Source organism: Actinacidiphila glaucinigra (genome assembly GCF_900188405.1).
GTDB lineage: Bacteria > Actinomycetota > Actinomycetes > Streptomycetales > Streptomycetaceae > Actinacidiphila > Actinacidiphila glaucinigra.
Genome location: NZ_FZOF01000001.1, coordinates 427969 through 451722, shown reverse-complemented (window position 1 = coordinate 451722; position 23754 = coordinate 427969). Strand labels below are relative to the sequence as shown.

22 protein-coding genes are annotated in these 23754 nt (G+C 73.4%); 17 read left to right on the top strand and 5 right to left on the bottom strand.

All coding sequences use genetic code 11. The annotated features are described in order from the left end of the window. Nucleotides 1-12 precede the first annotated feature (12 nt). From cobT to CHF15_RS02060, 3 genes are all read left to right on the top strand, one after another. Complete coding sequence (cobT, locus tag CHF15_RS02070; RefSeq protein ID WP_089222172.1) at nt 13-1056, top strand: nicotinate-nucleotide--dimethylbenzimidazole phosphoribosyltransferase; 1044 nt, start codon at nt 13-15, stop codon at nt 1054-1056. Nucleotides 1057-1095: 39 nt separating this feature from the next. After that, the gene (locus CHF15_RS02065) at nt 1096-2802 is read left to right on the top strand and encodes a phosphatidylglycerol lysyltransferase domain-containing protein (RefSeq protein WP_089221831.1); all 1707 of its coding nucleotides are present in this window, start codon (nt 1096-1098) and stop codon (nt 2800-2802) included. A 115-nt stretch (nt 2803-2917) separates the two neighbouring features. Further along, nucleotides 2918-3103 (top strand): hypothetical protein, encoded by a 186-nt coding sequence (locus CHF15_RS02060; protein ID WP_179279618.1) that lies wholly within the window; start codon nt 2918-2920, stop codon nt 3101-3103. A 186-nt stretch (nt 3104-3289) separates the two neighbouring features. On the opposite strand, the gene CHF15_RS02055 is transcribed toward CHF15_RS02060, so the two are convergent. Beyond that, a complete protein-coding gene (locus tag CHF15_RS02055) occupies nt 3290-4027 on the bottom strand; it encodes a hypothetical protein (RefSeq protein ID WP_089221830.1) in 738 nt (245 codons plus the stop codon). A gap of 69 nt (nt 4028-4096) precedes the next feature. On the opposite strand from CHF15_RS02055, the gene CHF15_RS02050 reads away from it, so the two are divergent. The 6 genes from CHF15_RS02050 to CHF15_RS02025 all read left to right on the top strand — a co-directional run bounded on the left by CHF15_RS02050 (nt 4097) and on the right by CHF15_RS02025 (nt 12174). Next, nucleotides 4097-4921 carry an adenosylcobinamide-GDP ribazoletransferase gene (locus CHF15_RS02050; RefSeq protein WP_089221829.1) on the top strand — a complete coding sequence of 275 codons (825 nt, stop codon included), beginning with the start codon at nt 4097-4099 and terminating at the stop codon, nt 4919-4921. 290 nt (nt 4922-5211) lie between these two features. Next, nucleotides 5212-6723: a leucyl aminopeptidase gene (locus tag CHF15_RS02045; protein WP_089221828.1), complete on the top strand. Its 1512-nt coding sequence runs from the start codon at nt 5212-5214 to the stop codon at nt 6721-6723. A 303-nt stretch (nt 6724-7026) separates the two neighbouring features. Further along, a complete protein-coding gene (lpdA, locus tag CHF15_RS02040; RefSeq protein WP_089221827.1) occupies nt 7027-8415 on the top strand; it encodes a dihydrolipoyl dehydrogenase in 1389 nt (462 codons plus the stop codon). Between the two features lie 51 nt (nt 8416-8466). Next, nucleotides 8467-10236 (top strand): 2-oxoglutarate dehydrogenase, E2 component, dihydrolipoamide succinyltransferase, encoded by a 1770-nt coding sequence (gene sucB / locus CHF15_RS02035; protein ID WP_089221826.1) that lies wholly within the window; start codon nt 8467-8469, stop codon nt 10234-10236. A 395-nt stretch (nt 10237-10631) separates the two neighbouring features. After that, the gene (locus tag CHF15_RS02030; RefSeq protein ID WP_089221825.1) at nt 10632-11597 is read left to right on the top strand and encodes a helix-turn-helix transcriptional regulator; all 966 of its coding nucleotides are present in this window, start codon (nt 10632-10634) and stop codon (nt 11595-11597) included. A gap of 61 nt (nt 11598-11658) precedes the next feature. After that, nucleotides 11659-12174, top strand: coding sequence for a DUF4240 domain-containing protein (locus CHF15_RS02025; RefSeq protein ID WP_089221824.1), 516 nt, complete (start codon nt 11659-11661; stop codon nt 12172-12174). A gap of 48 nt (nt 12175-12222) precedes the next feature. Here CHF15_RS02025 and CHF15_RS02020 read toward each other — a convergent pair whose 3' ends face one another. Beyond that, entirely contained in the window at nt 12223-12708 is a 486-nt protein-coding gene (locus CHF15_RS02020) for a GNAT family N-acetyltransferase (RefSeq protein WP_089221823.1), read from the bottom strand. A 50-nt stretch (nt 12709-12758) separates the two neighbouring features. Between CHF15_RS02020 and CHF15_RS02015 the strand changes: the two genes are divergently transcribed. Further along, a complete protein-coding gene (locus CHF15_RS02015; protein WP_089221822.1) occupies nt 12759-13661 on the top strand; it encodes a TIGR01777 family oxidoreductase in 903 nt (300 codons plus the stop codon). Between the two features lie 154 nt (nt 13662-13815). After that, complete coding sequence (locus CHF15_RS02010) at nt 13816-15057, top strand: NAD(P)/FAD-dependent oxidoreductase (RefSeq protein WP_089221821.1); 1242 nt, start codon at nt 13816-13818, stop codon at nt 15055-15057. A 67-nt stretch (nt 15058-15124) separates the two neighbouring features. On the opposite strand, the gene CHF15_RS02005 is transcribed toward CHF15_RS02010, so the two are convergent. Beyond that, nucleotides 15125-16651 (bottom strand): regulator, encoded by a 1527-nt coding sequence (locus CHF15_RS02005; RefSeq protein ID WP_089221820.1) that lies wholly within the window; start codon nt 16649-16651, stop codon nt 15125-15127. Between the two features lie 344 nt (nt 16652-16995). On the opposite strand from CHF15_RS02005, the gene lipB reads away from it, so the two are divergent. The 4 genes from lipB to CHF15_RS01985 all read left to right on the top strand — a co-directional run bounded on the left by lipB (nt 16996) and on the right by CHF15_RS01985 (nt 20038). Beyond that, entirely contained in the window at nt 16996-17802 is an 807-nt protein-coding gene (lipB, locus tag CHF15_RS02000) for a lipoyl(octanoyl) transferase LipB (protein WP_089221819.1), read from the top strand. A 39-nt stretch (nt 17803-17841) separates the two neighbouring features. Continuing rightward, nucleotides 17842-18816 (top strand): lipoyl synthase, encoded by a 975-nt coding sequence (gene lipA / locus CHF15_RS01995; RefSeq protein ID WP_089221818.1) that lies wholly within the window; start codon nt 17842-17844, stop codon nt 18814-18816. 238 nt (nt 18817-19054) lie between these two features. After that, nucleotides 19055-19279: an SCO2195 family GlnR-regulated protein gene (locus CHF15_RS01990; protein ID WP_089221817.1), complete on the top strand. Its 225-nt coding sequence runs from the start codon at nt 19055-19057 to the stop codon at nt 19277-19279. Nucleotides 19280-19357: 78 nt separating this feature from the next. Beyond that, nucleotides 19358-20038: a DUF4191 domain-containing protein gene (locus CHF15_RS01985; RefSeq protein WP_089221816.1), complete on the top strand. Its 681-nt coding sequence runs from the start codon at nt 19358-19360 to the stop codon at nt 20036-20038. A 76-nt stretch (nt 20039-20114) separates the two neighbouring features. On the opposite strand, the gene CHF15_RS01980 is transcribed toward CHF15_RS01985, so the two are convergent. After that, a complete protein-coding gene (locus tag CHF15_RS01980; protein WP_089221815.1) occupies nt 20115-20582 on the bottom strand; it encodes an RDD family protein in 468 nt (155 codons plus the stop codon). A gap of 199 nt (nt 20583-20781) precedes the next feature. Here CHF15_RS01980 and glnA point away from each other — a divergent pair, with 199 nt between their 5' ends. Together glnA and CHF15_RS01970 are read left to right on the top strand one after the other, a co-directional pair. After that, nucleotides 20782-22194, top strand: a complete 1413-nt coding sequence (gene glnA / locus CHF15_RS01975) for a type I glutamate--ammonia ligase (RefSeq protein ID WP_089221814.1) — start codon at nt 20782-20784, stop codon at nt 22192-22194. A gap of 175 nt (nt 22195-22369) precedes the next feature. After that, nucleotides 22370-22828, top strand: a complete 459-nt coding sequence (locus CHF15_RS01970; protein ID WP_089221813.1) for an SRPBCC family protein — start codon at nt 22370-22372, stop codon at nt 22826-22828. 17 nt (nt 22829-22845) lie between these two features. Here the strand turns inward: CHF15_RS01970 and CHF15_RS01965 are convergent, their stop codons facing one another. Beyond that, nucleotides 22846-23637: an SAM-dependent methyltransferase gene (locus tag CHF15_RS01965; protein WP_375821399.1), complete on the bottom strand. Its 792-nt coding sequence runs from the start codon at nt 23635-23637 to the stop codon at nt 22846-22848. Nucleotides 23638-23754 lie beyond the last annotated feature (117 nt).

Sequence of the window (23754 nt, the reverse complement as noted above, 5' to 3'; positions counted from 1 at the left end):
GTGTTCGACCCCGTGAGCGGCCTGAACCTTGATGACTTCGCGACCCTGGTGGAGCGTCCGGACGCCGGTGTGCGCCGTGACGCCCGCGACCGCTGGCAGCGGCTGGTGCGTCCGGCGAGCGCGCTGGGCGGGCTGGCCGAGCTCGCCGACTGGCTTTCGGCGGCCCAGGGTGTGGCGACCGTACGCCCGATCGAGCACCCCAAGGCGGTGCTCTTCGCCGCGGACCACGGGGTGGCGGCGCTGAAGGTGTCGGCCCGCACCGAGGGCACCGCGGTGGAGCTGGTGCGGCGGGTCCTGGACGGGGCCTCGCCGGTCAATGTGCTGGCCCGTCAGTACGGCGCGGGGGTCCGGGTGGTGGACGTGGGCGTGGACGCCCCGGCCGAGGACCTGCCCGCCGACGTGACGGCGCACCGGGTGCGGCGCGGCTCCGGCCGGATCGACGTGGAGGACGCGCTGACGGCCGAGGAGGCCGAGGCGGCGTTCCGGGCCGGTATGGCCGTCGCGGACGAGGAGGCGGACTCCGGCACGGACCTGGTGCTCCTCGGCGACCTGAGCGTGGGCGGCACCACGGTGGCCGGGGTGCTGGTCGCGGCGCTGTGCGGCACGGACGCCTCGGTGGTGACCGGCCGGGGTTCGGGCATCGACGACATCACCTGGATGCGCAAGTGCGCGGCGATCCGCGACGCGTTGCGCCGGGCCCGGCCCGTGCTGGGCGACCAGCTGGAGCTGCTGGCGGCGGTCGGCGGCGCGGACGTGGCGGCGATCACCGGCTTCCTGCTGCAGGCCTCGGTACGGAAGCTGCCGGTGGTCCTGGACGGCGTGGTATCGGCGGCGTGCGCGCTGGTCGCGCAGCGCATCGCCTTCCGGGCGCCGGACTGGTGGCTGGCCGGGCAGGCCAGCGGTGAGCCCGGCCAGGTCAAGGCGCTGGACCGGCTGTCCATCGAGCCCCTGCTGGACCAGAAGGTGACGGCGGGTGAGGGCACCGGGGCGCTGCTGGCGCTGCCGCTGCTGAGGGCGGCGGCGGCCCTGTCGGCGGAGCTGCCGGAACGTTTCTGACACATCACGAACCAGGCCGTTCCCGTAGGATCCGGGCTTATGGGAACGGCCTGTTCGGTCCGTCGTGAACGCTGCGCGGTGTTCACCGTCGGGTATCTGCGCGTGGTCGGCCTGGTCGACCTGCTGGGCGCGGTGTGGGTGTCCTTCGGCAACGACATCCGGCGGCACGACGTCGACGAGTACTTCACGCCGTACCTGCTGACCGCCGGCTACACCCCGGCCTTCCTCGCGCTCTTCCTGGCGGTCACGATGCGCCGCGGGAAACGCGCGGCCTGGCTGCTCAACCTCGTCCTCGCCGGGCTCTACCTGCTGTTCCTGGCCGCGGCGACGGCCGTCCCCGAGGTCCGGGGCCACCCGCAGAACTGGGTGTCGCTGGGGATCACCGCCGCCTTCTGCGCCGCGCTGCTCGCCGGGCGCCGCGCGTTCCGCGCCAAGGGCGACCCCGCCAACCCCCGGCTGGCCGCCGCGGTCGCCGTCGGCGGTGTCGCGGTCGGCGGGCTGCTCGCCGCCGGGCTGGTCACCGTCACCGACACCGGGCACGGCTCCACCTTCGGCGAGCGGTACGCGTACGCCATGCTCCGTGTGGTCTCGCTGGCGGACGCCGGGAAGTCCTTCCCCGGGATCTCGTCCCCGGGCTGGGTCGACGTCGTCATCAACGCCCTGAGCGCGGTGCTGTTCCTGCTGGTGCTGTACGCGGCGTTCCGCTCGCCGCGCGGCCGTGAACTGCTGGGCCCGCGGGACGAGATGCGGCTGCGGGCCCTGCTGGACCGGCACGGCGAGCGGGACTCGCTCGGCTACTTCGCGCTGCGCCGCGACAAGAGCGTGGTCTGGTCGCCCTCTGGCAAGTCGGCGATCGCCTACCGCGTCGTCGGCGGGGTGTCCCTCGCCTCCGGAGACCCGATCGGCGACCCCGAGGCCTGGCCCGGGGCGATCGGGGCCTGGCTCGCCGAGGCCCGGGAGCACGCCTGGGTCCCGGCGGTGGTGGGAGCCGGCGAGGAGGGCGGCACGGTGTACGCCCGGCACGGGCTGGACGCCCTCGAACTCGGCGACGAGGCGGTCGTCGAGGTCGCCGACTTCACCCTGGAGGGCCGCGCGATGCGCACCGTGCGACAGGCGCACCACCGGATCGGGCGCGCCGGGTACACCGTCCGCGTACGGCGGCACGAGGACATCCCGGAGCGGGAGATGGCGGCCCTGGTCGAGCGCGCGGACCGCTGGCGGTACGGGCGGACCGAACGGGGCTTCTCCATGGCGCTGGGACGGCTCGGCGACCCGGCGGACGGCCGCTGCGTCATGGTGGAGTGCGCGGACGAGGGGGGCGAACCGCGGGCGCTGCTCAGCTTCGTGCCGTGGGGGCGGCACGGGCTGTCGCTGGACCTGATGCGCCGCGACCGGGACTCCGACAACGGGCTGGTGGAGTTCATGGTGATCGAGCTGATCCGGCGCGCGGAGGAGTTCGGCCTCGAGCGGGTCTCGCTCAACTTCGCCGTGTTCCGGTCGGTCTTCGAGCGCGGGGCGAAGCTGGGCGCCGGACCGGTGCTGCGGATGTGGCGGGCGCTGCTGACCTTCTTCTCCCGGTGGTGGCAGATCGAGTCGCTGTACCGCGCCAACGCCAAGTACCGGCCCGTGTGGGAGCCGCGTTTCCTGCTCTTCGAGAAGGGCGGCGAACTCCCGCGCATCGGACTGGCGAGCGCACGTGCCGAGGGCTTCCTCGCCGCGCCCAGGATGCCCTCGCCGCGGCGGTAGGGGACCGGCCGGCCCGGATCGCCACGGCGGCACGGCGGCACGGAGACGGTCGAGCGCCTGGAGCGGCCGGCCGCCACCGCCGGGGCCGTTCGCCGAGGCGCCGATGCTCGGCCCGGTGGACGAGTCCGACCGCGCCCTCGCCCGGGCCTTCGGCGGGGCGCTCGCCTCGTTCGTGGCGACCGGCCGCCCGGACGGCGGGGAGGGCGGGGACGGGGGCAGCGAGGAGGGGCGCGGGCCGTGGCGGCCGTACGAGCCGGGGGCGGCCGCGTCGGTGAGGGGGTTCGGGCCGCCGGTTCATTGAAACCGGCGCCGGGGCCCGGCCGGGGCGCCGCGGCGGCCTGCACCCGGCACGCGGCCACCACACGCGACGGGCGTCCGACGGCCGAGGTGAAAGCCGCGGCCCGTCGGGGCGCGGACGCTCACCGACGCCGTCCGCGGGGACCGGCGTGAGCCGCCGGCGCCGCACACCCGGCGGACGCCCCGGGGCTCAGTGCTCCGTGAAGCCGCCGAGCCAGTCCTGCAGCCGCCTCAGCGGGCCCGACCACCGCGCGTCGTGGCGGGCGGCACGGGCCTCGGCCCGCTGGGCCGCCCGGGGCCTGCGGGAGTAGACCCGCTCGGCCCACAGCGAGTCGGGGCGCGCCAGCCGCAGCGCGGCGTACAGGGCGACGAAGGGCACGAAGACGCCGAGGACGGCGGAGCGCATCTTGCCCTTGACGAGGGCGACGAGGACGAACAGGAAGTTGACGGCGATGGTGAGGATCACCGAGACGCGGCTCTGCTGCTCGTCCGGGGTCACCGAGTCGACGCCGAAGGGGACCAGGCCGCAGAGCATCATCAGGACGACGGAGAAGGTGACGACGACGGCCTCGACGCTCTTGCGTCCGCGATCGCTCCAGTACACGTCGTCGAGGTAGAGCACGAGCGCGAACTCGTCGAGCACCAGGCCCGCTCCGGCGCCGAACAGGACCGCCGACAGGCCGGCGCCGAAGCCCCGTGAGGAACTGGCGACGCCCCCGAAGCCGCCGATCGTCATGAGGATGATCCCGGGCACCACGTGGTGGATGTGGGTGCCGCCGGAGGAGATGTTGCGGAAGGGGCCCCTTCCGGCCCGGATGAGGCGGGTGATCATCCGCGTGACCAGGAAGGTCAGCACGAACGCGCCGAGCGCGAGGAGCAGCGGCAGCTTTCCCGGCTCGATGATGTTGCGGTACCACCAGTCGCCCATGCCGATTGCTCCAGATTCGCCCCGTATGCGGCACTATACGGTTCCGCCCCGGCGGTTACCCTGCACGCCATGACCGCCGGCCCCGCCCCCGACCCCGCGCCCCTTCCCGCTCCCCCGGCCGCGACGGCGGCCGACGGACTGCGCTTCGCCTTCGGCACGCTGACGGTGCTGCGGGTCCACGTCGGCCGCTGGGACCGCCCGGCGGCCCGCGCGGGGATGCTCTGGGCGCCGCCCGTCGGGCTGGTCGTGGGGCTGTGCGCGGCGGCGGCCGGCGGACTGCTGCTGCTCCTCGGCTCGGGGCCGCTGCCCGCCGCGGTCGCGAGCGCCGCCGTTCCGGCCGCCCTGACGCGCGGGCTGCACCTGGACGGGCTGGCCGACACCGCCGACGGGCTGGGCAGCGGAAAGCCCGCCGAGGACGCGCTGCGGATCATGAAGCAGTCCGACATCGGGCCCTTCGGGGTGCTCACCCTGATCCTCGTCCTGCTGGCCCAGGTCGCCGCGCTCGCCGAGTTGTACGGCCAGTCCTGGACCCGGGGCGCGGTGGCCGCCGCCCTGGCGGGGCTCACCGCCCGCGCCGCGATGACGCTGGCCTGCCGCGACGGTGTGCCGCCGGCCCGGCCCGGCGGGCTCGGCGCGGCCGTGGCGGGCGCCGTCCCCGTCCGTACCGCCTGGGCGCTCGCCGCGCTGACGGTGGCGGTCTGCGCCGGCTGCGGGGCCGCCTTCGGCGCGCCGGACGCGGCGCGCTGCGCGGCGGCCGCGGTACTGGCGCTGGCCGCGGCCGAACTGCTGCTCCGGCGGTGCCGCCGGCGCCTGGGAGGCGTCACCGGTGACGTCTTCGGCGCGTTGTGCGAGACCGCGGCGACGACCGCGCTGCTGGTGCTGACCCTGGGCTGAGCGCCGCGCGACGACCGCGCCGCGGCGTCGGGGGATACCCCAACTCCCTCCGCAGGGCCGGGTGTCGGGGCCCTCGCAGGGGTGCCGTGCGGGCGCGTTCCCCTAGGGAAAACCCGCGCCTTCGCCGTCATGGGCGCAGGTCGTGGTCGCAAGTGACAGGAGTGAGCGTAAGGTCGGTCCTGCACCCCCGTTCCATGCCGCGAAGGACGCCCGGCATCGGGACACGAGGGGAGCCGGACGGAGTCCGGCGTCAAGTATTGGACCCCCGAAGGAACAGGATCCGCATCACCGTGACTGCACTGACTCTCAGCACCTCCTCCGCGGCAGCGCTGCGCGCTGACGCCGTCGTCGTCGGCGTGACCAAGGGCGCCAAGGGCCCCGAGGTCGCCGCCGGGGCGGAGGCGGTGGACCAGGCCTTCGCCGGGCGGCTCGCCGCGACGCTCGAGACGCTGGGCGCCTCGGGCGCTGAGGGTGAGGTGACCAAGCTCCCCGCTCCGGACGGCCTGAAGTCCCCGGTCGTGCTGGCGGTCGGGCTCGGCGAGGCCCCCGCCGACGGCGCCGCGTACGACAACGAGGCGCTGCGCAAGGCCGCCGGCGCCGCCGCCCGCGCGCTGTCCGGGTCGAAGAAGGCCGCCTACGCGCTCCCGGTGCAGGACGCGGACGCCGCGCAGGCCGTCGCCGAGGGCGCGCTGCTCGGCGCCTACGTGTACACCGCGTACCAGTCGTCCAACGGCAAGGCGCCGCTCGCGGAGATCGCCCTGCTCGGCGCGAAGCCGCGGGACAAGGCGTACAAGGCCGCCGCCGAGCGGGCCGCCGTCATCGCGGCCGAGGTCAACCGCGCGCGCGACCTGATCAACATGCCGCCGAACGACCTCCACCCGAAGTCCTTCGCCGCCCTCGCGCAGGAGGCCGCCAAGGAGCACGGCCTCAAGATCGAGGTCCTGGACGAGAAGGCGCTGGTCAAGGGCGGCTACGGCGGCATCATGGGCGTCGGCCAGGGCTCGGCGAACCCGCCCCGCCTGGTGAAGATCGCCTACACGGGCGCCAAGGGCCGGGGCGCCAAGCACCTGGCACTGGTCGGCAAGGGCATCACCTACGACTCGGGCGGCATCTCCCTTAAGCCGGCCGGTCACAACGAGACCATGAAGTGCGACATGAGCGGCGCCGCCGCCGTGCTGTCCACCGTGGTCGCCGCCGCGCGCCTGGGCCTGCCCGTCAACGTCACCGGCTGGCTGGCGCTCGCCGAGAACATGCCCTCGGGCAGCGCCGCCCGCCCCGGCGACGTGCTGAAGATGTACAGCGGCAAGACCGTCGAGGTGCTCAACACCGACGCCGAGGGCCGTCTGGTGATGGCCGACGCCCTCACCCGCGCCTCGGAGGAGAAGCCCGACGCGATCATCGACGTGGCGACCCTGACCGGCGCCATGGTGCTGGCGCTCGGCAACCGCACCTTCGGCGTCATGGCCAACGACGACGCCTTCCGCACCGCCCTGCACGAGACCGCGACCGAGGTCGGCGAGCAGTCCTGGCCGATGCCGCTCCCGGCCGACCTGCGCAAGGCGATGGACTCCCCCACCGCCGACATCTCGAACATGGGCGAGCGCATGGGCGGCGGCCTGGCGGCCGGCCTGTTCCTGAAGGAGTTCGTCGGCGAGGGCATCACCTGGGCCCACCTGGACATCGCGGGCCCCGCCTTCAACGAGTCCGGCCCCTTCGGCTACACCCCCAAGGGCGGCACCGGCTCCGCCATCCGCACCCTGGTGCGCGTGGCCGAGAAGGCCGGCGAGGGCGAACTGCTCTGACCGCGGTGTAAGACTCGGCACATTCCGTACGGCCCCGGGTATGGCATCCGGGGCCGTACGCGTTCGCCAAGAGCGAGCAAAGAGTGCAACCGCTCCGTATTCCGTGGGGGATACCGGCGAGTAGCACCGGCCGGGGACGTTCCGTACGTCTCAGACACCGGCCCGGTGCCTCGTCCGCCCCGAACAAGTGCGAAGATGTTGTCTCGGCACGACAGGGCCCCGTTTAACAGAAGCGGCCGAACAAAAGCCGCCGCCCGGTCACGACGGACCGGCTCCGGCGTATCCATGCATGGAGGACGTGACGTGGCGAACGACGCCAGCACCGTTTTCGACCTAGTGATCCTCGGTGGCGGTAGCGGCGGCTACGCCGCGGCCCTGCGCGCGGCGCAGCTCGGTCTGGACGTCGCCCTGATCGAGAAGGACAAGCTCGGCGGCACCTGCCTGCACCGCGGCTGCATCCCCACAAAGGCTCTGCTGCACGCCGGTGAGATCGCGGACCAGGCCCGCGAGGCCGAGCAGTTCGGTGTCAAGGCCACTTTCGAGGGCATCGACATCGCCGGGGTCCACAAGTACAAGGACGACGTGATCTCGGGCCTGTACAAGGGCCTGCAGGGCCTGGTGGCCTCGCGCAAGGTCACCTACGTGACCGGCGAGGGCCGGCTCTCCTCCGCCACCTCCGTGGACGTCAACGGCCAGCGCTACACCGGCCGGCACGTCCTGCTGGCGACCGGCTCCGTGCCGAAGTCGCTGCCGGGCCTGGCCATCGACGGCGACCGCATCATCTCCTCCGACCACGCGCTGGTCCTGGACCGCGTGCCGAAGTCGGCGATCATCCTCGGCGGCGGCGTCATCGGCGTCGAGTTCGCCTCGGCGTGGAAGTCCTTCGGCGCCGACGTCACCATCGTCGAGGGCCTGCCGCACCTCGTGCCGGCCGAGGACGAGAACAGCTCCAAGCTGCTGGAGCGCGCCTTCCGCAAGCGGGGCATCAAGTTCAACCTCGGCACCTTCTTCTCCAAGGCCGAGTACACCGCGGACGGCGTCAAGGTCACCCTGGCCGACGGCAAGGAGTTCGAGGCCGAGGTCCTGCTCGTGGCCGTCGGCCGCGGCCCGGTCTCCCAGGGCCTGGGCTACGAGGAGGCCGGGGTCGCCATGGACCGCGGCTACGTCCTCGCCGACGAGTACATGCGCACCAACGTGCCCACCATCTCCGCGGTCGGCGACCTCGTCCCGACCCTGCAGCTGGCCCACGTCGGCTTCGCCGAGGGCATCCTCGTCGCGGAGCGGCTGGCCGGCCTGAAGACCGTGCCGATCGACTACGACGGCGTGCCGCGCGTCACGTACTGCCACCCCGAGGTCGCCTCCGTGGGTATCTCCGAGGCCAAGGCCAAGGAGCTGTACGGCGCGGACAAGGTCGTCACCCTGAAGTACAACCTGGCCGGCAACGGCAAGAGCAAGATCCTCAAGACCGCGGGCGAGATCAAGCTCGTCCAGGTCCGCGACGGTGCGGTGGTCGGCGTCCACATGGTCGGTGACCGTATGGGCGAGCAGGTCGGCGAGGCCCAGCTGGTCTACAACTGGGAGGCCCTGCCCGCGGAGGTCGCGCAGCTCATCCACGCGCACCCGACGCAGAGCGAGGCCCTCGGCGAGGCCCACCTCGCGCTGGCCGGCAAGCCGCTGCACTCGCACGACTGACACACGGACACGCAGAACCATCCGCACAGATCGTTAGGAGCAACCGAAACCATGGCGGTTTCCGTAACCCTGCCGGCGCTCGGCGAGAGCGTGTCCGAGGGCACCGTCACCCGCTGGCTCAAGGCCGAGGGTGAGCGCGTCGAGGCCGACGAGCCGCTGCTCGAGGTGTCGACCGACAAGGTCGACACCGAGATCCCGGCGCCCGCCTCCGGCATCCTCTCCTCCATCAAGGTGGCCGAGGACGAGACGGTGGAGGTCGGCGCCGAGCTGGCCGTCATCGACGACGGCACGGGTGCCCCCGCTGCCGCCCCCGCCCCCGCCGCCGCGGCGGCGCCCGCGCCGGCTCCGGTGCAGGAGGCCCCCGCCCCCGCCCCGGCTCCCGTCGCCGAGGCCCCCGCTGCCGCCGTTCCCGCCCCGGCCGCGGCTCCGGCCGGCGGTGCCGAGGGCACCCCGGTGCTGCTGCCGGCACTGGGCGAGTCGGTGACCGAGGGCACCGTCACCCGCTGGCTGAAGTCGGTCGGCGAGAGCGTCGACGCCGACGAGCCGCTGCTCGAGGTCTCCACCGACAAGGTCGACACCGAGATCCCGTCGCCGGTCGCCGGCACCTTGCTGGAGATCCTCGTCGGTGAGGACGAGACCGCCGAGGTCGGCGCCAAGCTCGCCGTCATCGGTGCCGCCGGCGCTGCCCCCGCCGCCGCCCCGGCTCCGGCCGCCCCCGCGCCGGCCCCGGTCGCCGCGGCTCCGGCTCCGGCCCCGGTCGCTCCCCCGGCTCCGGCACCCGCCCCGGCCCCGGCTCCGGTCGCTCCGGCGCCCGCCCCGGTCGCCGCTCCGGCTCCGGCTCCCGTCACCCCTGCCCCGGCCGCCGCGGCCGCTCCCTCGGCGACGGCGCCGACCGACGAGGGCGCGTACGTGACCCCGCTGGTGCGCAAGCTCGCCGCCGAGAACGGCGTGGACCTGGCCGCGGTCAAGGGCACCGGTGTCGGTGGCCGTATCCGCAAGCAGGACGTCCTGGCCGCCGCCGAGGCCGCCAAGGCCGCCGCTGCCGCGCCGACCGCCCCGGCCCCGTCCGCGGGCGTCACGGTCCCGGCCGCCGCCGCCGCGCTGCGCGGTCAGACGGTCAAGATGACCCGCATCCGCAAGGTCATCGCCGAGAACATGATGAAGGCCCTGCACAGCCAGGCGCAGCTGTCGACCGTGGTCGAGGTGGACGTCACCAGGATCATGAAGCTGCGGGCCCGGGCCAAGGAGTCCTTCCTGGCCCGCGAGGGCGTCAAGCTCTCGCCGATGCCGTTCTTCGTGAAGGCCGCCGCCGAGGCGCTGAAGGCCCACCCGACCATCAACGCCAAGATCAATGACGACGGCACCGTCACCTACCACGACGTCGAGAACGTCGGCATCGCGGTGGACTCGGAGCAGGGCCTGATGGTCCCGGTCATCAAGGGCGCCGGCGACCTGAGCCTGGCCGGCATCGCCAAGAAGACCGCCGAGCTGGCCGGCAAGGTCCGCAACAAGAAGATCAGCCCGGACGACCTGTCCGGCGGCACGTTCACGATCAGCAACACCGGTTCGCGCGGTGCGCTGTTCGACACGATCATCGTGAACTACCCGCAGGTCGCCGAGCTCGGCATCGGTGCCACCGTGCGCCGCCCGATGGTCGTCAACCACCCGGACCTGGGTGAGACCATCGCGATCCGCGACATGGCGTACCTGACCCTGTCGTACGACCACCAGCTGGTCGACGGCGCGGACGCCGCCCGCTACCTGAACGACGTCAAGGCCCGTCTCGAGGCCGGCGAGTTCGAGGGCGACCTCGGTCTGTAACCGACCGGAGTCCTCGCGGGACCGTACGACGGCCGAGGCCCCAGCCCCTTCCCGGGCTGGGGCCTCGGCCGTTGTGCCCTCCGGCCGTGTCCCGGTGCCTCCGTCGCGGGGGATTCCCCGCCGGATTGAACGGGCCGGGCCCGGCGGACGTACTGGAGGGGGCAGGGCCGGGGAGCCGGACTCCGGTGAACCCGCCCCGCAGTGACGGCCGATCGCCGTCGCCGACTCCCGCCGGGGCGCCACCGCCCCCACCGGCCCGGTCGCCCTGGCGGGTTGCGCGCTGCGGAGTCCTTCCCCCCGCGCCGACGCGCACGCAGCGGGCTCCGGCGGGGCCGGTCCGGACCTCCCCGACCGGCCCCGTCCCGTCGCCCTGGGCGACCGCATAGCCTCGGGGTATGCGTGCGGCACGACTGATCCATCTCGTCCTCCTGCTCCAGTCCCGCGAGTCGATGACGGCGACCGAACTCGCCAAGGCCCTGGAGGTGTCCGAACGCACCGTCGGCCGGGACGTCCTGGCCCTGTCCGAGGCGGGGGTGCCGGTCTACGCCGAGCGGGGGCGCGCCGGCGGGTACCGCCTGGTCGACGGCTACCGCACCCGGCTGACCGGGCTGGCCCGCGCGGAGGCGGAGGCGCTCTTCCTGTCCGGGGTGCCCGCCGCGCTGCGGGCCATGGGCCTGCACGACGCGGGTTCCTCGGCCCGTCTGAAGGTCTCCGCCGCCCTGCTGCCCGAACTGCGGGACGCACCGCGCTCGGCGGCGCAGCGCTTCCACCTGGACGCGCCCGGCTGGTGGCAGGAGCCGGAGACACCGCGGCTGCTGCCGGCGCTCGCCGCGGCGGTGTGGGGGGACCGGCGGCTGCGCGCCCGGTACCGGCGGGGCGAGGAGGAGGTGGAGCGCGAGCTGAATCCGTACGGCCTCGTGCTCAAGGGGGGCGTCTGGTACGCGGTGGCGCGCTGCGGCGCGGACGTCCGGGTCTACCGGGTGGACCGGTTCACCGCGGCGGAGCCCACGGAGGATCGTTTCGGCAGAGACCCGGACTTCGATCTGCCCGCGTTCTGGGAGGCCCGCGCCGCCGAGTTCGCCCGCTCGATGCTCCGGGACGAGGTCGTCCTTCGCCTCACGCCCGACGGCGCCCGCCGCCTGCCGTACGTCACCGACCGCACCGCCGCGCGCGAGGCCCTCGCGGCCGCCGCACCCCCGGACGCGCGGGGGCGGGTGACCGTCACCCTCCCCGTCGAGGGCCAGGACGTCGCCTACGAACAGCTCCTGTCCCTCGGCCCCGACGCCGAGGTGCTCGGCCCGGACGCCCTGCGCGAGCGGCTGGCCGGTGCCGTAAGCGCCATGGCCGCGCTCTACTCCTGAGGGCCGCGTCTGCCGTGTTCCGCGTGCGTCGGAGGGCCGCAGCCAGGATGCTGGAGCGGTGATGGACGAGACGGAGTTCTGGGAGATCGTCGACAGCACGCGTGAGGCAGCGGGGGGCGACCCGGAGGAGCACGCCGACCTCCTGGTGGAACGGCTCACCCAGCTCGACCCGGAGTCCGTCGTCGACTTCGCGCGGCACTTCGAGAGCCGTTTCAACCGGGCCTACCGCTGGGACGTGTGGGGCGCCGCCGACCTGATGCTGGGGGGCGCCGGTGACGACGCGTTCGACTTCTTCCGGTGCTGGCTCATCGGCCAGGGCCGGCACGTCTTCGAGGGGGCCGTCCACGACCCCGACAGCCTCGCTCAGCTGACCGGCTCCTTCGACCCGGAGGTCGACGGCGACGCCGAGGACCTCGGCTACGCGGCGGACGAGGCGTACGAGCAGCTCACCGGGGTCCGGTTGCCGGACCTGGACCTGCCGGCGCAGCCCGCCGAGCCGGAGGGCGTCTACATCGACTTCGAGAACGCGGCCGCGGTGGCGGAGCGATTCCCCCGGCTCTGGGAGCGCTTCGGCTGAGCGGCTGAGCCGCGCCGCGGGGCCCTGCCGCCCGCTCCGGGTGACCCGTCAGACCCGGCGCCCCATGCACACGTCGTCCACGTAGACGCCGTCCAGCAGGAACTCCCCGGGCAGCACGCCCTCCACGGTGAACCCGGCCGCCTCGTACAGCCGCCGGGCCGGGGTGTTGTGGCCCAGCACCCGCAGCGTGACGCGTACCGCGCCCTGCCGGCGGGCCTCCACCACGGCCGCCAGGACGAGTTCCAGCCCCACCCCGCGGCCCCGCGCCCAGGTGTCGACCGCCAGGCCCTGGATCTGGCGCACATGGGCGTTGGAGGCCAGCGGCGTCGGGGGCACCAACCCGACGAAACCGGCCACCCGCCCGTCGGTCTCCGCCACCAGGAAGGTGTCCGGGCCGAAGCGCTCGCCGAAGAAGTCCTCGTTCTCCTCCCGCGGCGGCCGCACCGCGTGCAGGGTCGACCAGGTCGCCCGCTCCAGACGCACGAGTGCGGGGTCGTCGGAGAGCAGGGCCGGACGCACACGGATGTCGGACATGCGTGTCACCCTCCCACACCAGGAGGGGCGTTCCGCGCGACGATGTCCCCATGCGCATCGCCATCACCGGCTCGTCCGGCCTCATCGGCTCCGCCCTGGTCCGCTCCCTGCGCTCCGACCGGCACGATGTCGTACGCCTCGTCAGGCGCGAGCCCTCCGGGCCGGACGAGGCGCGCTGGGACCCGCAGGGGGGCACCGTCGACACCGCGCGGCTCGCGGGCGTGGACGCCGTCGTCCACCTCGCCGGCGCCGGGGTCGGCGACCACCGCTGGACGGACGACTACAAGCGGACCATCCGCGACAGCCGTGTGCGGGGCACCGCGACCCTCGCGCGGGCCCTCGCCTCCCTCGACACCCCGCCGCGGGTGCTCGTCAGCGGCTCCGGCATCACGGCGTACGGCGACACGGGCGACCGCCGGGTCGACGAGAGCGCACCGCTGGGCACCGGCTTCCTGCCCTCCGTCTGCCGCGACTGGGAGGCCGCCGCCGACCCGGCCCGCGAGGCTGGCGTCCGCACCGCGTTCGCCCGCACCGGGCTGGTCGTCTCCGGCGGGGGCGGGGCATGGGGCCGGCTCTTCCCGCTCTTCAAGGCGGGCCTGGGCGGCCGCCTCGGCGACGGACGCCAGTACTGGAGCTTCATCTCCCTGCACGACCACGTCGCGGCGCTGCGCCACATCATCGGCACCGAGTCCGTCTCCGGGCCGGTCAACCTGTGCGCGCCCGAGCCGCTGACCAACGCCGAGGTGACCCGGGCGATGGGACGGGTGCTGCGCCGGCCCACGGCCTTCGCCGTCCCCGGGCCCGTACTGCGCGCCGTCGTCGGGGAGTTCGCCACCGAGATCCTCGGCAGCACCCGCGCGGTGCCGCGGGTGCTGCTGGACTCCGGGTTCACCTACGCCCACCCCGGGATCGACGAGGCGATCCGCGCCGCGCTGGCCGAAGAAAGGCACTGAATGCCACCCACAGCCGTTTTCCGGCATCAGTTGGCGCGGGAGTGGGCATGACGGTTCCAGCACCAGCTGACGCGAGCGGGGAAACGTGCCGACCTCGGGGAGGGGCATCGTGCTCTCTACAGCACGCTCTACGGGTTCACATACGGACGTGTGCGTGATCGGGGCCGGCCTCGCCGGGCTCTCCGCGGCGCGCCATCTCACCAGTGCGGGGCTCACCGTCACCGTGCTGGAGGCCGAGGACCGGGTCGGCGGCCGCATGGCCACCGAGAAGGTCGACGGCTTCCTGCTCGACCGGGGTCCACAACTGCTCAACACCGCCTACCCGGAACTGCGCCGCACCCCGGAACTGCAGGGGCTGCAGCTGCGGCCGCTCTCGCCCGGCGTCCTGGTGCGCTCCGCCGGCCGCGGCTACCGGGTCGGCGACCCGCGCGCCGCGCTCGCCGCGGCCCGCGCGCCGATCGGCTCGCCCCTGGACAAGGCCCGGCTGCGGACGGCCCTCAACCGCCTCGCCGACGCGCCCGCCGAGCGCCTCCTGGAGCGCCCCGAGACCACGGCCGCGGCCGCCCTCGCCTCGCGCGGCTTCGCGCCGCGCACGGTCGACGGGTACCTGCGGCCGCTGCTGTCCGCGCTGCTCTGCGACCCGGACCTCACGACGTCCAGCCGGGTCGCCGACCTGGTCCTGCGCGGCTTCGCCCTCGGCCGTACGTGCCTGCCGGCGGGCGGCGCGGCTACGGTGCCGCAGGCGCTGGCGGCCGCGCTGCCGCCCGGTACCGTCCGCACCGGGGTGCGGGCCGTCGCCGCGGCCACGAACGGCGTGCGCACCGCGGGCGGGGACGAGATCCCGTGCCGGGCCGTGGTCGTCGCCACCGGGGCCCGCGCGGCGGCCGGTCTGCTGCCCGGGCTGCGGGTCCCCGCCTTCCACGGCGTCACCGTCCTGCACCACGCCTCGTCGGCGGCCCCGCTGAAGCAGCCCGCGCTCGTGCTCGACGCGGACCGGCGCGGACCCGTCTCCCACACGTTTCCGGCCAGCCTCGTCGACCCCTCCCGCGCCCCCGTGGGCCGGGCCCTCGTCACCTCCGTGCTGCTGGGCCCCGCGGCCGCCCCCGCACCGGACGACATCGCCGTCCGGGCGCACCTCGCGGAGCTCTACGGCACGTCCACCGCCGGCTGGGAACTGCTCGCCGTCCACCACGACGCCGAAGCGCTCCCCGCGATGACGGCCCCGCACGACCTGCGCCGCCCGGTGCGGATACTGCAGGGCCTCTACGTCTGCGGCGACCACCGCGACACCAGCACGGTCCAGGGCGCCCTCCTCTCCGGCCGCCGCGCCGCCCAGCACCTCCTGCGCGACGTCGGCCTCCGCCAGGGCCCCGACACGCAGCCGCTCGCGGCGTAGGGCCCACCGGTACGGCGCCTTCCGGGGCCGGCACTCCGCGGGGGCGCCCCGGCGCCCGCAGGGGTCGTCACCCCACGGGGACTCCCAGGGCCGTCGCGCGGTCGTGGAAGGCGCGGACGGGAGCGGCGTCGCGGTGGGTGTCGAGGCGGCGGCCGAAGTCGCGGACGTACTCGACGGCGCGCAGCGACCGCATCTCGACGGCGGCCTGCATGGCCTCCGCGCCGAGGGCGCAGGCGGCGTCGACCTCGCCGAGGCCGAGCCGCGCGGTGGCCAGCACCGTGCGGCAGAAGACGCGGCTGCGGGCGTACGCGTGGCCGCGCAGCTGCAGCGAGCGCTCCGCGTGCTGCGAGGCCGCGCGGTACTGCCCGAGGTCGCGGTGGCAGTGGCCGAACTCGTCCGCGAGCTGGGCCTCGTCGAAGAAGCGCGCCCAGGACGGGACGTCGTCGCCGTTCCTGACCGCCTCCAGGGCGCGTTCGGCCCGCACCAGTGCCGCCGTGCAGGCGCGGACCTCGCCGAGCAGCCCGTGGCCGCGTGCCTCGGCGGCGTGGAAGAGCGCCTGCACGACCGGCGGGGCCCCGCTGCCGACCCCCTGCTGGGCGACCCGCGCCAGCTGGACGGCCTCGCGGCCGTGCCCGAGGTAGACCGCCTGGCGGCTCATCGTGACGAGGACGTACCCCCCGTAGACCCGGTCCCCGGCGGCCTGCGCGAGCCGCAGGGCCTGCACGAAGTACCGCTGGGCGAGCCCGTGGGCGCCGATGTCGTACGAGGTCCACCCCGCGAGCCGGGTGAGGTCGGCGACCGCGGCGAAGAGGCGGCGCCCCATGGTCTCGCCGTAGCTGCCGCGCAGCATGGGTTCGGCCTCGTGCTCCAGGTAGCGGACGAGGGCCTGCCGCGCGTGGCCGCCGCCGTAGGCGTTGTCGAGGGTGCGGAAGAGCTCGCCGACGGAGCGCAGGGCGGCGATGTCCCCCATGCCGACCCGCTGGCCGGTGCCGCCGAACACCGCGGGCGCGGCGACCGCGACCGGCGCGGGCGCACCGCGGAGGCCGCCGCCCGCCCGTTGCGCCGGCAGCCGCGCGGCCCCGGGGCCGGCGCCGTGCCCAGGACCGCCCGCGCCGGCCGGGACGGTGCCCGGCTCGGGGGCGCGTCCCACCCGGTCGTCGGCCCGGCCGATCAGCCAGTCGCGGCTGGGGACGACGAGCCCCGCGGGGGTGAACGCGATCTTGCGGAGGTCGGCCTGGTTGCCGGTGTCCTTGCGCCACAGCCCGGAGATGATCTCGACGGCCTCCTCCGGGGAGGAGGCGTACTCCAGCCCCGCGTAGACGGGGGCGACGGCGTCGAGGCCGAGGTCGTGGGCGGACAGCCGGCGCCCGAGCCGCCGGGTGAAGACCTCGGCGATGAGCGCGGGCGTCGTGCCCCGGGGCTGCTGGCCGCGCAGCCACCGGGTGACGGAGGTCTTGTCGTACCGCAGGTCCAGACCGTGCTCGATGCCGAGCTGGTCCACCCGGCGGGCGAGCCCGGCGTTGGAGAACCCGGCCTCGGCGATCAGAGCGGCCAGTTGACGGTTCGGGTGGCGCTGCGAGGAACGGTCGGACATCAGTGGTGCGGTCCCCTGCCTTCCGGACGTGCGGGTGTGCGGGTGTGTGCGGGCGTGTGCGGCGTCGCGGGCGTCCGGGGCGGTGTGCACCGTCCGCGGCCCGCCGGGTCATCCGCAGAACGGCGCGAATGTAACGTTCTGTATCGACTCACTCACCACCCGAGCGCCTCCCATTCGCCGTATCGGGTGAATCTGCACCCACATATCGGCAGAACGCTTCCTTTGCCCTTTGCCGGGTGCTAAGCCCTCGGCCCCGTGCAGGACACCACCCCGCCGGACGTACAGTTGCTGAGGCGCTCTTGACGCGTGGAGGAGCGCCGCAAAGGACCACAAAGGGAGCGGCCGTGAGTGACCTGCGCTTCGTCCACCTGGGCTTCGGCGAGGACGCGGTGGAGTACCGGGAGGCGTGGGAGGAGCAGCGCCGGGTGCACGCCGCGCGCTTCGCCGACGAGATCCCCGACACGTGCCTGCTGCTCGAGCACCCGCCCGTCTACACCGCGGGCCGCCGCACCGAGGACAGCGAGCGCCCGCTGGACGGCACCCCGGTGGTGGACGTGGACCGCGGCGGCAAGATCACCTGGCACGGGCCGGGCCAGCTGGTCGGCTACCCGATCCTGAAGCTGCCGCGCCCGGTGGACGTCGTCGCGCACGTGCGCCGGCTGGAGGAGGCGCTGATCGACGCGTGCGCCGAGCTCGGCCTGGAGACCACCCGGGTGGAGGGCCGCAGCGGCGTGTGGGTGCTGGGCGACCCCATCGAGGACCGTCCGCCGGTCATCCCGGGGCTGACCCTGGACTTCGACCCGCGGCTGCAGGACGAGGAGTTCGACCCCCGCCTGTCGGGCCCGGAGTACGCCCCCTCCAACGCCGGCCAGCGCCGTGAGGACCGCAAGCTCGCCGCGATCGGCATCCGCGTCGCGAAGGGCGTGACGATGCACGGCTTCGCGCTGAACTGCAACCCCGACAACACCTGGTTCGACCGGATCGTGCCCTGCGGCATCCGGGACGCCGGCGTGGCCTCGCTGAGCAATGAACTCGGCCGCGAGGTCACCGTCTCCGAGGCCCTCCCGGTGGTGGAGAAGCACCTGCGGCGCGTCCTGGAGTCGGCGGAGCCGCTCCCCCGGGCCGTCCCGGAATCCACAGGCGTACGCTGATGTTCACCAAGGAAACGAAGCCTCGAGAGGGAGTCGGACGTGTCCGCTGTAGCGCCTGAAGGCCGCAAGATGCTGCGTCTGGAGGTCCGCAACAGCCAGACCCCCATCGAGCGCAAGCCCGAGTGGATCAAGACCCGGGCCAAGATGGGTCCCGAGTACACCGAGCTGCACAGCCTGGTGAAGCGCGAGGGTCTGCACACGGTGTGCCAGGAGGCGGGCTGCCCCAACATCTTCGAGTGCTGGGAGGACCGCGAGGCCACCTTCCTCATCGGCGGCGACCAGTGCACCCGGCGCTGCGACTTCTGCCAGATCGACACCGGCAAGCCGCAGGCCCTCGACCGTGACGAGCCGCGCCGCGTCGGCGAGTCCGTCGTCACCATGGACCTGAACTACGCCACCATCACCGGCGTCGCCCGCGACGACCTGGAGGACGGCGGCGCCTGGCTGTACGCCGAGACCGTGCGGCAGATCCACGCCATGACCGCCGACCGGGCCGCCGGCCGCACCAAGGTCGAGCTGCTGATCCCGGACTTCAACGCGGTCCCCGAGCAGCTCGCCGAGGTCTTCGGCGCCCGTCCCGAGGTGCTCGCCCACAACGTGGAGACGGTGCCGCGGATCTTCAAGCGCATCCGTCCGGGCTTCCGCTACGAGCGCTCGCTGGAGGTCATCACCAAGGCGCGCGAGGCGGGCCTGGTGACCAAGTCCAACCTCATCCTCGGCATGGGCGAGGAGCGCGAGGAGGTCAGCCAGGCGCTGCAGGACCTGCACGACGCCGGCTGCGAGCTGATCACCATCACCCAGTACCTGCGCCCGAGCCTGCGGCACCACCCGGTGGAGCGCTGGGTGAAGCCCCACGAGTTCGTGGAGCTGAAGGAGGAGGCCGAGGAGATCGGCTTCGCCGGCGTCATGTCGGGCCCGCTCGTGCGGTCCTCGTACCGGGCCGGCCGGCTCTTCCAGCAGGCCGTCGAGCGCCGCGGCGAGCGCGGCGAGGTCGTCGCCGTACAGGCCGTCTGATCACGCTGCGGTGACCTCCGGGTCACCGCCGGAACGTGCGGTTCGTCACGTCAGGGGTCCCCCCGGGGGCCCCTGACGCGTCCCTGACGTGCGGCACCTCGGCAGGGAACGGCGCGAAGGCACCGCCAGGGCTTCACGACGGTTTGACCGACCGGTCACGGACTGGTAACACAATGTGGTGACTCTGGATAAGCGGACCATCCCACCGCGTCTGAGCCGTCCTGAGGGGGACACCACCATGCAGGCCGCACACCTCCACCGCCAGAGCACCATCCCCGGCGCCGCCGCCGGCGCGCTGCGCGCCGTGGAGTACCTCCTGTTCCGCGGCGCCGAGGAGACGGCGCGCCGCAACGCCTGGTCCGCCGTCCTGGAGGACCGCAAGCGCGCCAAGGACCGCCGCGACGCCCAGCACGTGATGGACGCCCTGGTCTCCTCCCGGGCCTCGCACGGCGACGTCCTCTAGGGCCCCGGCGGGGCCGCCGGAAAAGGCGGACCCCCTCCGGTGGGGCCGGGGCCGCGCGGGCCACGTATCCTGTGCGGCATGGCGAGGGATACATCCGAGAGCAACCCTGGGCGCCTCAAGCAGATCGCCCAGACCTACAAGATGACCAGGCGGGTCGACTCCAAGGTCGGTCTCGTCCTTGCGGCTGTGGGAATCGTCACCTTCGGTGTCATCCTCGCCATCGGCTTCTTGATCGGTCACCCCATCTACGCGGGCATCCTGGGCTTCCTTCTGGCCCTGCTGGCGATGGCGATCATCTTCGGACGGCGTGCCGAGAAGGCCGCCTTCGGCCAGCTGGACGGGCAGCCCGGCGCAGCGGCGGCGGTGCTGGACAACGTCGGCCGCGGCTGGTCGGTGACGCCCGCGGTGGCGATGACCCGCAGCCAGGACGTCGTGCACCGCGCGGTCGGCAAGGCCGGCATCGTCCTGGTCGGCGAGGGCAACCCGAACCGGTTGAAGGGCCTGCTGGCCTCCGAGAAGAAGAAGATGGCGCGCATCGTCGTGGACGTCCCGGTCACCGACCTCATCGTGGGCAACGACGAGGGCCAGGTGCCGCTGAAGAAGATCCGCACCACCCTGCTGAAGCTGCCGCGGGTCCTGCCCGGCCCGAAGGTCACCGAGGTCAACGACCGGCTCCGGGCGCTCGGCGACCTGATGAGCAACATGCCGGTGCCGAAGGGTCCGCTCCCCAAGGGCATGCGGATGCCGAAGGGCCGCTGATCGCATACGAAACGGAACGCGAAGTGCCCCGGACGAGTCGACTCGTCCGGGGCACTTCGCGTCGTGCGCTCCGCGGTCACATCCGGATCTGGACCGCCTTCACGGCCCGGTCGTGCATGCCGCGGGTGTCGCGGTCCCAGACCACCGCCGGGACGACCAGCAGGAGCAGCAGCGTCCGCAGCACCGCCGCGCCGAGCCCGAGCGGCCCGCCGTCCTCCTTCACCACCCGCAGCCGCAGCAGGCGCTTGCCGGGAGTGGTGCCGATGGTGCCCAGCAGCAGCACGCTCATGAGGCCGAAGACCACGGTGGTCCACGGATTGGCCGCGGCCGCGTCACGGTGCGCGATCAGCCCGTAGGCGATCAGCGCGCACAGGCCCCAGTCGATGAAGAGGGCCGCGATGCGCCGCCCGACCGGGGCGATCGAGCCGGGGCCGTCCTGCGGCAGCCCGAGGCGCTGCCCGCGGTAGCCGAAGTCGACACCCATCCGCTCCGCGGCGGCCTTCGGGCCCTCGATCCACGATCCGATGACATCCCTGTTGTCCACGGCTCCACGGTAACCCCCCGCCCCGGGGCGCCCGCGTCCGACCCGGCACCCGTGCGGCGGCTCGGTTAACCTGCAAGAAACAAATGGGTCACGAGAGGGAAATGCCCGATCTCTATGGTCGGCACCAACGTGCGCCACCGCACTGGTCGCACCCATGAGCTGCAATCCGGCCTCCCGGGCCGGGCCAAGGAGGAGTTGGATGTCGTTCCAAAACGCCGACGAGGTGAAGAAGTTCATCTCGGACAACGACGTCAAGTTCGTGGACGTCCGGTTCTGCGACCTGCCCGGTGTGATGCAGCACTTCACGGTCCCGGTCGAGTCCTTCGACCCCGACGAGCAGCTGATGTTCGACGGGTCCTCGATCCGCGGCTTCCAGGCCATCCACGAGTCCGACATGGCTCTGGTGCCGGACCTCTCCACGGCCAAGCTGGACCCGTTCCGCCGGGACTCCACGCTCAACGTCAACTTCTTCATCCACGACCCGATCACCGGCGAGCAGTACAGCCGTGACCCGCGGAACGTGGCGAAGAAGGCCGAGGCCTACCTCGCCTCCTCCGGCATCGCCGACACCGCGTACTTCGGCCCCGAGGCGGAGTTCTACGTCTTCGACAGCGTCCGCTTCGAGACCAGCGCGAACCAGTCCTTCTACCACATCGACTCCGAGGCCGGCGCCTGGAACAGCGGTGCGGAGCAGGACAACCGCGGTTACAAGGTCAAGTACAAGGGCGGCTACTTCCCGGTCCCGCCGGTCGACCACTTCGCCGACCTGCGCGCCGAGATCACCCTCGAGCTGATGAAGTCCGGCCTCCAGGTCGAGCGCCAGCACCACGAGGTGGGCACCGCCGGCCAGGCCGAGATCAACTACAAGTTCAACACGCTGCTCGCCGCGGCCGACGACCTGATGCTCTTCAAGTACATCGTGAAGAACGTCGCCTGGCGTGCCGGCAAGACCGCGACCTTCATGCCCAAGCCGATCTTCGGTGACAACGGCTCCGGCATGCACGTCCACCAGTCGCTGTGGACCAACGGCGCCCCGCTGTTCTACGACGAGCAGGGCTACGCGGGCCTGTCCGACACCGCCCGCTACTACATCGGCGGCATCCTCAAGCACGCCCCGGCGCTGCTGGCCTTCACCAACCCCACGGTGAACTCCTACCACCGCCTGGTCCCCGGCTTCGAGGCCCCGGTCAACCTGGTCTACTCGCAGCGCAACCGCTCCGCGGCCATCCGCATCCCGATCACGGGTGCGAACCCCAAGGCCAAGCGCATCGAGTTCCGCGCCCCGGACTCCTCCGGCAACCCGTACCTGGCGTTCTCGGCGCTGCTGCTCGCGGGCCTCGACGGCATCAAGAACAAGATCGAGCCGGCCGAGCCCGTCGACAAGGACCTCTACGAGCTCGCCCCCGAGGAGCACGCGGGCGTCCCGCAGGTCCCGACCTCGCTCTCGGCGGTCCTGGAGTCCCTCGAGGACGACCACGAGTTCCTCCTCCAGGGCGGGGTCTTCACCTCCGACCTGATCGAGACGTGGATCGACTACAAGCGGGTCAACGAGATCGCCCCGATCGCGCTGCGGCCGCACCCGCACGAGTTCGAGCTCTACTTCGACATCTGATGCGGCCCCGGGCCGGAGCGGGGAACCGCCCGCCCGGACCGTGCGCCACCCGTCGGCCGGCTCTCCTCCTCCAGGAGAGCCGGCCGACGGCTTTCCCGTCCCGGAAGCCGGTGTGCGGCGCGCGCCGCGGTGGGAGGATCCCCGTGCCGGGTGCCGTGCCGAGGAGGGGTCCGCGATGCCGTCCACCGAACTGGAGCACACCTTCCGGGTGGCCGCGCCCCCGGAGGAGGTCTACGCGCACCTGGCCGAGCCGACGCACTACATCGGGCTGTCGCCGCTCCTCGTCGACGTGCGCGATGTGCACCTCAGCGGCGGGAGCGTGCACTACACGGCCGTGGAGCGGTTCCGGTTCCTGGGCCTGCTGCGGCACGACAACGTCATCGGCGTGACGCTCGTCGCCGTCCCGGACCGGCTGCCGCACTCCGCCGAGATCTCCGGCGAGGTCCGCAGCCCGGCCCGGGTCCGCATGGGCTACCGCTTCGCCATCGAGCGCGACGGCGCCGGCAGCATCGTCACCGACACCCTGCGCCTGCGTACGCCGCCCGGCCTGCTGCGCTTCGCCGCCTCCCAGGCGGGGGCGGTCCAGCGGGCCAGAGCGCGGGTCCTCAAGGCCCGGCTGGACCGGCCCGCCTGAAGAACGGGCGGGTCCCGCTAGCCGCGGCGGGCGACGCCGCCGTAGAAGCCGATCTCTCCGGAGCGCGGCGGGACGGGGGCCTCGGGGCGCCAGAAGGGGACCTGGACGAGGCCCGGCTCCTCCAGCTCGAAGCCGTCGAAGAGCCGCTCGACCTCGGAACGGGAGCGCAGGTTCAGGGTCGCGGTGGCGTTGTTGTAGACGGCCTGGGCGTCGCTGCGGTCGGCGAAGTCGCCGGTGGCGTGCGAGAGCACCACGTAGCTGCCCTTCGGCAGCGCGTCGCGCAGGGTGGCGACCACCTCCGCGGGCTTCTCCGCGTCGGTGAGGAAGTGGAGGACGGCGACGAGGAGCAGGGCGACCGGTTCGTCGAAGTCGATGACCCGCCGGACCTCGGGGTGGTCCAGGACGGCCCGGGGGTCGCGCAGGTCGGCGAGCACCACGCTGGTGGCGGCCGAGCGGCTGAGCAGGGCGTTGGCGTGGGTGTTCACGATCGGGTCGTTGTCGACGTACGCGATGCGGACGTCGGCCGACACCTCTTGGGCGATCTCGTGCACGTTGGGGGAGGTGGGCAGGCCGGTGCCGATGTCGAGGACCTGGCGGACGCCGCTCGCGACCACGTGCCGGACGGCGCGGCGCATGAAGGCCCGGTTGGCGCGGACGCCGATCCTCACCTCGGGCGCCGCGACGGCGAGGGCGTCGGCGGCCTTGCGGTCGACCTCGTAGTTGTCCTTGCCGCCCAGCAGGTAGTCGTAGATCCGCGCGGGGTGCGGCCTGCCGGTGTCGATCTCCTCGGCGCGGAAGCCGTTCTCCATCACGCTGCGCTCCTCTCGGCGGCCGGCCGGGCCCTGACCCGGCACCGCTGACGACAGCTTTCCACATCATCAACTTCTATGCCCACATGGATAGTTCCTGGTCACCGGGATTTCGAC

Excerpts from the sequence above, each read along its gene's own strand:
- CHF15_RS02065 (WP_089221831.1), top strand. The coding sequence starts at position 1,096 with ATGGGAACGGCCTGTTCGGTCCGTCGTGAACGCTGCGCGGTGTTCACC.
- CHF15_RS02055 (WP_089221830.1), bottom strand. The coding sequence starts at position 4,027 with ATGGGCGACTGGTGGTACCGCAACATCATCGAGCCGGGAAAGCTGCCG.
- CHF15_RS02050 (WP_089221829.1), top strand. The coding sequence starts at position 4,097 with ATGACCGCCGGCCCCGCCCCCGACCCCGCGCCCCTTCCCGCTCCCCCG.
- sucB (WP_089221826.1), top strand. The coding sequence starts at position 8,467 with ATGGCGGTTTCCGTAACCCTGCCGGCGCTCGGCGAGAGCGTGTCCGAG.
- CHF15_RS02030 (WP_089221825.1), top strand. The coding sequence starts at position 10,632 with ATGCGTGCGGCACGACTGATCCATCTCGTCCTCCTGCTCCAGTCCCGC.
- CHF15_RS02025 (WP_089221824.1), top strand. The coding sequence starts at position 11,659 with ATGGACGAGACGGAGTTCTGGGAGATCGTCGACAGCACGCGTGAGGCA.
- CHF15_RS02020 (WP_089221823.1), bottom strand. The coding sequence starts at position 12,708 with ATGTCCGACATCCGTGTGCGTCCGGCCCTGCTCTCCGACGACCCCGCA.
- CHF15_RS02015 (WP_089221822.1), top strand. The coding sequence starts at position 12,759 with ATGCGCATCGCCATCACCGGCTCGTCCGGCCTCATCGGCTCCGCCCTG.
- CHF15_RS02005 (WP_089221820.1), bottom strand. The coding sequence starts at position 16,651 with ATGTCCGACCGTTCCTCGCAGCGCCACCCGAACCGTCAACTGGCCGCT.
- CHF15_RS01990 (WP_089221817.1), top strand. The coding sequence starts at position 19,055 with ATGCAGGCCGCACACCTCCACCGCCAGAGCACCATCCCCGGCGCCGCC.
- CHF15_RS01985 (WP_089221816.1), top strand. The coding sequence starts at position 19,358 with ATGGCGAGGGATACATCCGAGAGCAACCCTGGGCGCCTCAAGCAGATC.
- glnA (WP_089221814.1), top strand. The coding sequence starts at position 20,782 with ATGTCGTTCCAAAACGCCGACGAGGTGAAGAAGTTCATCTCGGACAAC.
- CHF15_RS01970 (WP_089221813.1), top strand. The coding sequence starts at position 22,370 with ATGCCGTCCACCGAACTGGAGCACACCTTCCGGGTGGCCGCGCCCCCG.
- CHF15_RS01965 (WP_375821399.1), bottom strand. The coding sequence starts at position 23,637 with ATGGAGAACGGCTTCCGCGCCGAGGAGATCGACACCGGCAGGCCGCAC.